Annotated in this window: 9 protein-coding genes; 4 read left to right on the forward strand and 5 right to left on the reverse strand. The window is 62.5% G+C overall.

The features are described 5' to 3' along the window. Positions 1 to 149: 149 nt before the first annotated feature. A complete protein-coding gene (gene putA / locus IBX54_RS08480) occupies positions 150 to 4,289 on the forward strand; it encodes a trifunctional transcriptional regulator/proline dehydrogenase/L-glutamate gamma-semialdehyde dehydrogenase (RefSeq protein ID WP_296542233.1) in 4,140 nt (1,379 codons plus the stop codon). Between the two features lie 235 nt (positions 4,290 to 4,524). Beyond that, positions 4,525 to 5,658, forward strand: a complete 1,134-nt coding sequence (locus tag IBX54_RS08485) for a branched-chain amino acid ABC transporter substrate-binding protein (protein WP_296542234.1) — start codon at positions 4,525 to 4,527, stop codon at positions 5,656 to 5,658. Positions 5,659 to 5,756: 98 nt separating this feature from the next. Here IBX54_RS08485 and amrS read toward each other — a convergent pair whose 3' ends face one another. From amrS to amrB, 3 genes are all read right to left on the reverse strand, one after another. Further along, positions 5,757 to 6,836, reverse strand: coding sequence for an AmmeMemoRadiSam system radical SAM enzyme (amrS, locus tag IBX54_RS08490; protein ID WP_296542235.1), 1,080 nt, complete (start codon positions 6,834 to 6,836; stop codon positions 5,757 to 5,759). Continuing rightward, positions 6,833 to 7,375, reverse strand: a complete 543-nt coding sequence (amrA, locus tag IBX54_RS08495) for an AmmeMemoRadiSam system protein A (RefSeq protein WP_296542236.1) — start codon at positions 7,373 to 7,375, stop codon at positions 6,833 to 6,835. Before amrA ends, amrS begins: the two co-directional genes overlap by 4 nt. 172 nt (positions 7,376 to 7,547) lie before the next feature. Continuing rightward, a complete protein-coding gene (amrB, locus tag IBX54_RS08500) occupies positions 7,548 to 8,375 on the reverse strand; it encodes an AmmeMemoRadiSam system protein B (RefSeq protein WP_296542237.1) in 828 nt (275 codons plus the stop codon). 223 nt (positions 8,376 to 8,598) lie between these two features. Between amrB and IBX54_RS08505 the strand changes: the two genes are divergently transcribed. Then, complete coding sequence (locus IBX54_RS08505; RefSeq protein WP_296542239.1) at positions 8,599 to 8,952, forward strand: hypothetical protein; 354 nt, start codon at positions 8,599 to 8,601, stop codon at positions 8,950 to 8,952. Next, on the forward strand, positions 8,952 to 9,251 hold the full coding sequence (locus IBX54_RS08510; protein WP_296542240.1) for a type II toxin-antitoxin system RelE/ParE family toxin: 300 nt from the start codon (positions 8,952 to 8,954) through the stop codon (positions 9,249 to 9,251). The genes IBX54_RS08505 and IBX54_RS08510 overlap by 1 nt, the downstream gene beginning before the upstream one ends. Positions 9,252 to 9,263: 12 nt before the next feature. On the opposite strand, the gene IBX54_RS08515 is transcribed toward IBX54_RS08510, so the two are convergent. Both IBX54_RS08515 and purM read right to left on the reverse strand, forming a co-directional pair. After that, entirely contained in the window at positions 9,264 to 10,457 is a 1,194-nt protein-coding gene (locus tag IBX54_RS08515; RefSeq protein ID WP_296542241.1) for an MFS transporter, read from the reverse strand. A gap of 62 nt (positions 10,458 to 10,519) precedes the next feature. After that, the coding region (purM, locus tag IBX54_RS08520) for a phosphoribosylformylglycinamidine cyclo-ligase (protein ID WP_296542242.1) at positions 10,520 to 11,325 on the reverse strand (806 nt) is incomplete at its 5' end.

Genomic DNA, 11,325 nt, shown 5'->3' on the forward strand with positions numbered 1-11,325 from the left:
ACAGGAGGCGGGACCCTGCTTTGTGGGAGGCCCGCCCCCGGGCCGATGGCTGCCCAGGGCCAAAGATGCAACCCAAGGGTAAGCCCTTATTCAAATAGGTTGCACTATAAATAAAATAGGCGCAACTTACTTTTTAAAGAGTCGCACTCATGGCTACTGTCACGCTAGGTATCAAGGTTGATGAATCACTTCGCGAGCGCATCAAGGCGGCGGCCATGGTGCAGGGTAAAACCCCGCATTGGCTCATCAAGCAGGCAGTGATGCAATATGTGGAGGACGTCGAGCGAGGTCAGTCGCCCCCGCTGACAGGCGCAGGTGCAACCTACTCTTCCGAGTCGTCTGAACTGGATGAACCTGACGCGTTGGCGACACCTGGCGCAGCCCCCTTTGCTGCGCCGCAACCCTTCCTCGACTGGGCGCAAAACGTGCTGCCGCAAACCGACATGCGCGCCGCCATCACCGCCGCCTGGCACCGTCCCGAGCCCGAATGCCTGCCGCTGCTGGTGCAACTGGCCCATGTGAGCGACCCGGCGCAGCGCTCGGCGATTGAAGTTGTCGCAGCCCGACTGGTCAACGGCCTGCGCGCCACCACGGACAGCGGTGGCGTGGAGGCGCTGGTGCAGGAGTTCTCGCTGTCCAGCCAGGAGGGTGTGGCGCTGATGTGCATGGCCGAGGCGCTGTTGCGCATTCCGGACAACGCCACCCGCGATGCGCTGATTCGCGACAAGATCAGCCACGGCGACTGGCATGCTCACTTGGGCAATTCGCCCTCGATGTTTGTCAACGCCGCCGTCTGGGGCCTGATGCTGACCGGCAAACTCACCGCCACCGCGAGCGAAAAAAGCATGGGCAGCGCACTGACCCGCTTGATCGGCAAGGGCGGCGAGCCGCTGATCCGCCAGGGTGTGCACCGGGCCATGAAGCTCATGGGCGAGCAATTTGTCACCGGGCAAACCATCTCGGAGGCGCTGGCCAACAGCCGCGCGCTCGAGAAAAAGGGCTTTCGCTACTCCTACGACATGCTGGGCGAAGCTGCTACCACCGAGGCGGACGCCGAGCGCTACGTGGCATCTTACGAGCAGTCGATTCGCGCCATCGGCATGGCATCCAACGGGCGTGGCATTTTTGAGGGCCCTGGCATCTCGGTCAAGCTCTCGGCCCTGCACACGCGTTACAGCCGCGCCCAGCGCGACCGTGTCATGGGCGAGCTGCTGCCGCGCCTGACCAAGCTGGCGCTGCTGGCGCGCCAGTACGACATTGCCATCAACATCGACGCCGAGGAGTCCGACCGGCTGGAACTCTCGCTCGACCTGTTGGAGAGCCTGTGTTTCGACCCACGCCTGAAAGGCTGGAACGGCATTGGCTTTGTGGTGCAGGCCTACCTGAAACGCTGCCCCTTTGTCATCGACTACCTGATCGACCTGGCCCGGCGCAGCGGCCACCGCCTGATGATCCGGCTGGTCAAGGGCGCCTACTGGGACGCCGAGATAAAACGCGCCCAGCTCGATGGCCTGGACGGCTACCCGGTCTATACGCGCAAGGTCTATTCTGATGTGGCTTACCTGGCCTGCGCGCGCAAGCTGCTGGCCGTACCGGACGCGGTCTATCCGCAGTTTGCCACCCACAACGCGCAAACCGTGGCCTCGATCTACCAGATGGCGGGCCAAAATTTTTATGCTGGTCAGTACGAGTTCCAGTGCCTGCACGGCATGGGCGAGCCGCTGTATGAGCAGGTAACAGGCCCAGTGAGTGAAGGCAAGTTGGGCCGCCCCTGCCGCATTTACGCGCCGGTGGGCACGCACGAGACGCTGCTGGCCTACCTGGTGCGCCGTCTGCTTGAGAACGGTTCCAACTCTTCGTTTGTGAATCGCATTGCCGACCCCAAGGTCAAGGTCGAAGAGCTGGTGGCCGACCCGGTGCAGGAGGCACAAGCCATCGAGCTGGAATGTGGCCAGCTCGGCGCGCCGCACCCCAAAATTGCCTTGCCACGGCAGATGTTTACCGAACTGGGTGCGCAGTCGCGGCTGAACTCGTCGGGCCTGAACCTGGCCAATGAGCAGCAACTGGCATCGCTGGCCGCCGGTTTGCTGCGCAGCACGCAAGTTAGCTATATGGCGGCAGCCACCGTGGCGGATTTTGGTGGCGGTTTTGAAGGGTCACTTGTAGGGTCGACTTCAGTCGACCATGGCGGGTGCAAGTCCGCCCCACAAGCAGCTCAGGCCGACGGTTGGCAAGCCGTGCTCAACCCGGCCGACACGCGCGACCAGGTGGGTTGGGTGCGCCCGGCCACCCCCGCAGAGGTCGCGCTGGCCGCCAGGCGTGCAGCCAGTGCCACGCAAATCTGGCAAGTGACGCCGCCGCAAGAGCGCGCCGCCTGTTTGAAGCGCGCCGCCGACCTGCTGGAGCAGCGCACCCAAACGTTGTTGGGCCTGATCGTGCGCGAGGCCGGCAAGTCGCTGCCCAACGCCGTTTCCGAGGTGCGCGAGGCGGTGGACTTTTTGCGCTATTACGCGGCGCAAGTCGAGGCAACTTTTGACAACCAGACGCACCGACCACTGGGCGTTGTGCTGTGCATCAGCCCTTGGAACTTCCCGCTGGCGATTTTTGCCGGTCAGGTGGCCGCGGCGCTGGCCAGCGGCAATTGCGTGCTGGCCAAACCGGCCGAACAAACGCCACTGGTGGCCGAGGGAATGGTCAAAATTCTGCACGAAGCCGGTGTGCCGCAAGATGCGGTGCAACTGGTGCCCGGCACCGGCGAGGTGGTGGGTGCTGCGCTGGTGGCGCACCCGCTGGTGGCGGGCGTGATGTTTACCGGATCCACCGAAGTGGCGCGCCTGATTGCCCAAACCCTGTCACAACGCCTGAGCTTGCAGGGCCGCAGCATCCCGTTGATTGCTGAAACCGGGGGCCAGAATGCCATGGTGGTTGACTCGTCGGCGCTGGCCGAGCAGGTGGTGAGCGACGTGTTGGCATCGGCCTTCGACTCGGCGGGCCAGCGTTGCTCGGCCTTGCGCCTGTTGTGCGTGCAAGAAGACGTGGCCGAGCGCGTGATCGACATGATCAAGCAGGCCATGCGTGAGTGGGTCATGGGCAACCCGGACCGCATGCACACCGATGTGGGCCCGGTGATTGACGAAGAAGCGCGCGCGCAAATTGAAGCGCACATTGCACTGATGCAGGCCGACGGCCAGCCGGTCACGCGCCTGGCGCGCGACGAGAGCGCCGGTCAGGGTTATTTTGTATTGCCGACCCTGATTGAAATCGATGGCATCGAGCGCCTGCAGCGCGAGGTGTTCGGCCCGGTGTTGCATGTGCTGCGTTACCGGCGCGACAAGCTTGACAAAGTGCTCGATGCCATCAACGCCACCGGCTACGGCCTGACCTTTGGCGTGCACAGCCGCATCGACGAAACCATTGCCCAGGTCACACAAAAGGTGCAGGCGGGCAACATTTACGTGAACCGCAACGTGATTGGCGCTGTGGTGGGCGTGCAGCCGTTTGGCGGCATGGGCTTGTCGGGTACTGGCCCAAAGGCGGGCGGACCGCTGTATCTTTACCGCTTGTTGCAAGCCAGCGAGTCGCACAACAACCCCGCGCTGACAGCGCTCAAGGTTTCTCCGGCTGCCCGCGCGTTGGTGCCGACCCCGGCCGAACGCCAGCAGGGCGAGCCGGTCGGCCTGCAAGCCTTGCAGCTGCTGCTGACGCGCTTGCAAGGCCCCACGCTGATACAGCCGCAGGGTGTTTTGAGCAGTCTGGACGCTGCGCAAGGTGTGCTCGCCTGCGAAGCCTATCTGGCTGCCACGGTGCTCGGCCAGGCCTACAAGCTGCCCGGCCCCACGGGCGAACTGAACCGCTACCAGTTGCTGCCACGCGGCGCCGTTTGGGCTGTGCCGCAAACGGCTGTCGGGCTCTTGCATCAGCTGGCGGCAGCCCTGGCCAGTGGCAACCCGTGCCGACTTGAAACACCCCCCGGTGGTAGCGCCGTTGCGTGCTTGCTTGACCAGTTGCCCGATGAGGTCAAAGCGTTTGTGCAGCTGTCCAGCGCCGGGCAATTGCTTGCGGACACGCACTTGAGCGCCATGCTGTTCGAGGGCGACGGCGATGCCTTGCAGGCCTTGCTGCCCCGAGTGGCGCAGCGCCCAGGCGCACTGGTGCGGGTTGAAAGTCTGACCTCGGCACAATTGACCGATGGTGCACACTACGATCTGAGTGCCCTGATGCACGAACAAAGCATCAGCACCAACACCGCAGCCGCAGGCGGCAACGCGCAGCTCATGACCATGGGCTGATTTTAAAAAAGGAGACACCGATGACATTCAAGCGACCACCATGAAGCATCCGAAATTTACCGAGAACCCGCCCTCCGTCATTGCGAACGCAGTGAAGCAATCCAGACCCCGGACTGCATGGACTGCCGCGTTACGCTCGCAGTGACAAAGTCTCTGTTCAAGGTCCGTGTGCGGTATCGGGCCGATACGGCAAGCGCGCAATGACAACCATTTATTACTTTTTCAGGAAACCCCTATGAAACTCACCTCTACACTTTTGCCCCTCATGGGCGCTTTGACCCTTGCCTTTGCCAGCCAGGCTTATGCACAGGAACAAACCGTTGTCATCGGCCTGACCGGCCCGCTGTCGGGCTCCAACGCCTTTGCCGGCAAGGACAACGAAAACGGCGTGCGCCTGGCCGTTGACGACCTCAACGCCAAAAAGATCTCGGTCGGCGGCAAGGCACTCAAATTTGTCCTGCAATCCGAAGATGACCAATGCGACCCCAAATCCGGTGTGCAAGTGGCGCAAAAATTTGTCGATAGCGGCGTCAAGTTCGTCATGGGCCCGTATTGTTCGGGTGTGGCGGTGCCGGCCTCGCGCGTTTACAGCGAAGGTGGCGCCATGATGTCCACCGTGGGCACCAACCCCAAAGTCACCCAAGGCGGTTACAAAAACCTGTTTCGGATCATCGCCAGCGACAGCCAGATTGGCGCCGGCATGGCCCGCTACGTCGCCAATGTGATGAAGCTCAAATCTGTGGCGGTGATCGACGACCGCACGGCATTTGGCCAAGGCGTGGCCCAGGAGTTCACCAAGGAAGCCAAGAACCTGGGGCTGACCATCGTCGGCCAGGAATTCACCACCGACAAGGCCTCTGATTTCACCGCCATCCTGACCACCCTCAAGGGCAAAAACCCGGACGCCATTTTCTTTGGCGGTTACGCGCCGCAAGCCGCGCCCATGACGCGCCAGATGCAGCAGCTCGCCATCAAGGCCAAATTGCTCGGCGGCGACACCTTGTGCAGCCCCGAAATGGGCAAGCTCGCGGGTGACGCGGTCAACGACGTGGTGTTCTGCGCGCAAGGCGGCTCAATGCTCGACAAGACCGCCGCCGGCCCGGCTTTCAAGGCCAAGTACAAGCAGCGTTACAACCAGGATGCCGACGTCTATGCCGCGCCGTTTTATGACCAGACCATGTTGATTGGCGAGGCCATCCAGACCGCCGGTTCACTCGACGTGGACAAAGTGGGCGCTGTCATTTACCAAGGCAGCTACAAAGGCATCATGGGCACCTACGCCTACGACGACAAAGGCAACATGAAGCAGGCCCCGATCACGGTCTATACCTTCAAGAACGCCACGCTGGTGCCGCTGGCCAGCTACTGAGAAGATAACGTCGTTGCGAGGAGCGCAGCGACGTGGCAATCCATGACTTCCCGACTGCATGGATTGCCACGCTTCGCTCGCAATGACGGTGGATAGACCTAGCCCAACATGACCGGGATGCGCTGGCGGCCGAAGTGGCCGCAGCTCGCATCAAAGCGCCCGGCCACCGCGCTACCGCAGTCAGGGCAATGGCCCTTGGCTGTGAGCCGGTAGTCATTGATCTGGTACCAGTCGCGCACGATCAGCGGCGCCTTGCAGTTGGGGCAAAAGGTGGTGTCGCCCAGGACGTTGTGCACGTTGCCGGTATAGACATAGTGCAGGCCCTGCTGCAAGGCGATGTTGCGCGCGCGCACCAGCGTGGCCACCGGCGTGGCCGGCACATCGCCCATTTTGTAGTCGGGGTGGAAGGCCGAGAAGTGCAGCGGCACGTCGGCCCCGAGTTCTTTTTTGATCCAGCCACACATCGCCGTGAGTTCTTCATCGGAGTCGTTGCGCCCCGGAATCAAGAGGGTGGTGAGCTCCAGCCAGACATTGGTTTCGTGCTTGAGGTAGCGCAGGGTGTCGAGCACCGGCTGCAGGTGCGCGCTGGTGAGCTTGAAATAAAAGTCTTCGGTGAAGGCTTTCAAATCGACATTGGCGGCATCGATCTTGGCGAAAAAGTCGCGCCGCGGCTGCTCATGGATGTAGCCTGCCGTCACCGCCACCGTCTTGAGACCCAGGGCGTGACAGGCGTCGGCCGTGTCCATGGCGTACTCGGCAAATATCACCGGATCGTTGTAGGTGAAGGCCACACTCTTGCAGCCATTTTCCCGCGCCGCATTGGCTATTTTCTCGGGAGAAGCCTGGTCCATCAGGCTGTCCATGTCGTGCGACTTGCTGATGTCCCAGTTCTGGCAGAACTTGCAGGCCAGGTTGCAGCCCGCCGTGCCAAATGAGAACACGCTGGTGCCCGGGTAAAAGTTGTTGAGCGGCTTTTTCTCGATCGGGTCGATGCAAAAGCCCGATGAGCGCCCGTAAGTGGTCAGAATCATCTGTTCGCCCTGGCGCATGCGCACAAAACAGGCGCCGCGCTGGCCCTCGTGCAGCTTGCAGTCGCGCGGACACAGGTCGCACTGCAGGCGGCCGTCGTCCAGTTTGTGCCAGTAGCGCGCGGGGTAGTTGGATGCTTGCACTTTCATGACGCGCCCTCGACTTCCTTGAATTTGCTCACCGTATAACGTTGCAGACGAACCTCTGCCGCCCAAAAATCTGGCGCCAGTCCGGCCTTGTGCTTGAGGTGGGCCATGAATTGCCGGGCGTTGGGCAATTGCTCCCACACCTGCGGCAAAAAGGTGCTGCGGTAACGCCCGCACTCAAACACCACGCCATCCACACCCGGGCGCAGCTGCGCCAGCGCATCGGCTTCGCAAGCAAACGGCAAGGGCTGCATAGCCGACAGCACCGACACTTCGACGGTGGTGATGTCGAGCTCCGCCAAGGTCAACGGGGCAAAACGCGAATCATGCAGGGCAGCGGCAACGGCGTTGGCCTGGATGTCGGTGATGAGCGGGCGGTGCGCTTGCAGCGAGCCAATGCAGCCGCGCAGCTCTTCGCGCTGGTTCAGGGTGACAAAACTCGCCCCCGGGGCTTGCAGCGCATTGGCAAGCTCGCCGGTGGGTTCAGGCAGCGCCACGGCTTGCCCCAATGCGCTCGAGATGGCGCAGCGGGCGGTTTGCAACAGCAATTGGCCAAGCTTTTCATGAGCAACCCCGTCATTGCGAACGCAGTGAAGCAATCCATCTCCCCGGACTGCATAGACTGCCGCGCTTCGCTCGCAGTGACGAACTCTCTGTTCAAGGTCCGTGTGCGGTATGGAATCTGATTCGGCTGGCTCGTGATTGACTGCAGAGTCAGTGCGCATGGCTTGCTCCCTGGGCAAAGGCCAGCGCCGCGTAACCCACCACGCGAGCCTTGTCGCCCGCCGTGTCGCCCGAATTGCACAGCGCTAACAAGTGCGGCTGCAGCTGGTGCTGCCGGGCAGCCAGCAGCAGGCCGTTGACCGGGGTGGCGCCACAGGCCTGCTGGTGGTTCAGGTCGGTGTGCAACTGCAACATATCTTGCACCGTCTCGCGGTCCACGGCCTGGGCGGTGGCGTAGGGCAAAAAGTGCGACAGGTCGGAACTGATCACGATCAATGTTTCATCGCCACCCCAGAGCACATCCAGCACCTGGGCCACCTCGGCAGGGGTGGCGTCACCGACAGCCAGCGGCAGCAGCTTGAAATCATCAAGGGCCAATTGCAAAAAGGGCAATTGCACCTCCAGCGAATGCTCCTGCGCGTGCGCGGCCGGGCTCACCACCACCTGCGGCAGCGCCCGGATGGCCGCCACCGCATCCTGGTCGATCTCGATCTGACCCAGCGGCGTGGCAAAGTAGTCCGCGCCGGGCAGCGCCAAGCCGCGCACCGGCACGCGGTGCACCGGCCCGAGCAACACCACGCGCCGGATGGTCTGGTGCATCGCTGCGAGTCGGGCATAGGCCTGCGCGGCGGTGGCGCCGGAGTAGATGTAGCCCGCGTGGGGCACGATCAGGGCTTTGGGCGGCTTGGCGGGCCCAGTGGCCGAATTGGCAGCGCATGGTTTAGCCGCAGCCAGCATGGCCAGCACGTCGTGCGACAGGGTCTGGCTGTCCCCTGGGTAAAAGGCCCCGGCGACAGCGGGTGGGCGGACTGGGTGCATGGGGACTCCCTTTGTCTAAGACTTGAATGGTGTGACATATTGGGTTGACCTTGGGCAAATCAAGTCAAAATTGATGTTCGTTGAACACGCAACGTATAAACTACTGACATTTAATGTTATTTGAACAGCCATGCAAACACTTTCCCAATCAGAGTTCCAGGTTGCGTTTGAACACGGTGCGGTGCAGTCGGTTGAAATTGAGCCTTCAGGATCACGATTTGCCGTGAAATTTCTTACCTTGTCAGGTGCTGCCATGCTGGTTCAGACACGCAAGTCGGAACTCAGGCTGTTTGGCACGGTGGACAGTGCCCTCAAGTTACTGCACAAACTGGGCGTGCGTCGTATCGTGCTGGATCGACTGGAGCAATGGCAGCCCGAGCAGGCAAAGCTGGCGCGCCGCAGTCGTCCGGATCGGGCGCAAGCCTTGACGCGTGCTGCCGAATATGACCGGTGGGTCCGCGCCAAGGTGGATGCCAGCCGTCTTGACCCACGTCCCGCAATGACTGAAGGCGAATGGGAAACCGTTCGCACGGCCAAGCGGGCCGAACGCCAGGCGCTTTTAGCCGGCAAGACTTAATGAGCTGCAAATCGTGGCGAGTTGTTCGTCGCCCGGAATATCTTGAAGACCTGGATGCCATTGAGGCCTGGATCGCACGGGACAACGCGGCAGCTGCCATCGACCTGTGGTTGCTGATTGACGAGCAAGTTGACCGGCTCACCGACCCCAATTTCCCACGTCGAATCAGCAGCCGGGTGGTTGGCGCTCATGAGCTGGTGGCGCATGAAAACTACATTGTTTATTTCGACCAGAATGAGCGCGATTGCACGCTCATTGTGCGAGCGGTGGTGCATGTGGCCAGGCAGTTCCCGGCATGACTGGAACTTTGCTTATGGGTGTACCGACCCGCGCGGCTGCAGCGCCAGCAAGCCCAGCGCCAGGGTGGCAAAGCCAATGCCCGCCATGAAAGTGAACGAGGCCCCGAAAAATTGCCACAGCCAGCCCGCCAGCCCGCTGGCCACCAGCAGCGCCACGCCGCTGAGCAGGTTGAAAAAGCCGTAGGCGGTGCCGCGCAAATCGGCGGGTGCGGTGTCGGCCACCATGGCGGCCAGCAGGCCTTGTGTCATGGCCATGTGCAAGCCCCACAGCGCCACGCCCAGCCAGAACACCCAGCCGCTGTTGCTGCTGGCCAATAGAGAGTCGGCGGCGATCAACAGCAGCAGGCCCCAGCCCAGCAGTGCAGTGTGGCGCATCTTGTCGGCCAGTTTGCCAAACGGATAGGCGCAGGCGGCATAGACGATGTTCATGCCGATCAGCACCACCGGTGTCCAGGCCAGCGCCAAGCCGCCTTGCTGCGCGCGCAGCACCAGAAAGGCTTCGCTGAAGCGTGCCAGCGTGAACACCGCACCCACGCCAACTACCCACCAATAGGCCGTGCTCAAGCGGGCCAGGTTGGCGCGGCTGATCGGGTTGATACGCTTGTGGGTGAGCGGCCGGTCGGGCTCCCGCACGCCCCAAACCAGCAGCGCCACGCACAGCACAGCCGGCACGCTGGCCACCCAGAACACGGCACGAAAGTCGTCCTGCCAGAGCAGCATGAAGCCGATGGCCAGCATCGGCCCCAAAAAAGCGCCCACGGTGTCGAGCGACTGGCGCAGGCCAAAAGCGGCGCCGCGCAGTTCGGGCGGCGCGATGTCGGCTACCAGCGCATCACGCGGCGCACCACGAATGCCTTTGCCGACCCGATCCGCCAGCCGTGCGGTGATGATCCAGCCGCTGGACGTGGCCAGCGCAAACAGCGGCTTGCTTAAGGCACCCAGGCCGTAGCCCAGCACGGCGAGCGGCTTGCGCTTGCCCCAGTAGTCGCTCAAGGCGCCGGAAAACACCTTGACGATGAGCGCCGTGGCTTCGGCAGCACCTTCGATGAGCCCGACCACCAAGACGCTGATGCCCAGCGTGGTGACCATGAACACCGGCAGCAGGCTGTGAATGAGTTCGCTCGACACATCCATCAGCAAGCTGACAAAGCCCAGCGCCCAGATGCTGGCGGGCAGCTTGCGCAAGGGCTGGGGTGTTGATGGCATAAGATTTTTACTGTGGGGTCGACTTCAGTCGACCATGGCGGACTGAAGTCCGCCCCACAAAATCAGCGCACCAGCACGGCGGCGCTGTCGCCGCGCTCGGCAATCACGCCGATTTCATAAACGGTTTCACCGGCAGCGCGCAGCGTGGCGGCACAGGCTTGCGCGTTGGCGGCGTCAATCACCACCACCATGCCAATGCCGTTGTTGAAGGTGCGGTTCATTTCGATGTCGTCGATGCCGGCGGTGGCTTGCAGCCAGGCGAACAGCTCGGTCTTTGGCCAGCTTCCTTTGACCAGATGCGCTGCGGTGCCCTCAGGCAGCACGCGTGGAATGTTTTCCAGCAAGCCGCCACCGGTGATGTGGGCCAGCGCCTTGATCGGGTGCGCGGCCAGCGCCGCCAGCACGGTCTTGACGTACAGGCGGGTGGGCGCCATGAGCGCCTGCTTGAAGGGTTTGCCGTCAAGCGTGGCGGGCACGGTGCCAGCATTTTCCGCGCGCTCGATGCATTTGCGAACCAGGCTGAAGCCGTTGGAATGCACGCCGCTGGAGGCCAGGCCCAGCACCACGTCGCCGGGCTTCACAGTTGCGCCGGTGAGGATTTTTGATTTTTCAACCGCGCCGACGGCAAAACCGGCCAGGTCGTATTCACCGGCCGGGTACATGCCGGGCATTTCAGCGGTTTCGCCGCCGATCAGCGCGCAGCCAGACAGCTCGCAGCCTTTGGCAATGCCGCCCACCACCGCGGCGGCGGTATCGACATCGAGCTTGCCGCAGGCAAAGTAGTCGAGGAAAAACAAGGGTTCTGCGCCTTGCACCAGCACGTCGTTGACGCTCATGGCCACCAGGTCGATGCCCACGGTGTCGTGCA

This window comes from Rhodoferax sp. (genome assembly GCF_014859475.1).
GTDB lineage: Bacteria > Pseudomonadota > Gammaproteobacteria > Burkholderiales > Burkholderiaceae_C > Rhodoferax.

Bases quoted from the DNA above. Each gene is read 5' to 3' on its own strand.
- amrS (WP_296542235.1), bottom strand. From the start codon at position 6,836: ATGAAAGTGCAAGCATCCAACTACCCCGCGCGCTACTGGCACAAACTG.
- IBX54_RS08510 (WP_296542240.1), top strand. From the start codon at position 8,952: ATGAGCTGCAAATCGTGGCGAGTTGTTCGTCGCCCGGAATATCTTGAA.
- amrB (WP_296542237.1), bottom strand. From the start codon at position 8,375: ATGCACCCAGTCCGCCCACCCGCTGTCGCCGGGGCCTTTTACCCAGGG.
- putA (WP_296542233.1), top strand. From the start codon at position 150: ATGGCTACTGTCACGCTAGGTATCAAGGTTGATGAATCACTTCGCGAG.
- IBX54_RS08485 (WP_296542234.1), top strand. From the start codon at position 4,525: ATGAAACTCACCTCTACACTTTTGCCCCTCATGGGCGCTTTGACCCTT.
- IBX54_RS08515 (WP_296542241.1), bottom strand. From the start codon at position 10,457: ATGCCATCAACACCCCAGCCCTTGCGCAAGCTGCCCGCCAGCATCTGG.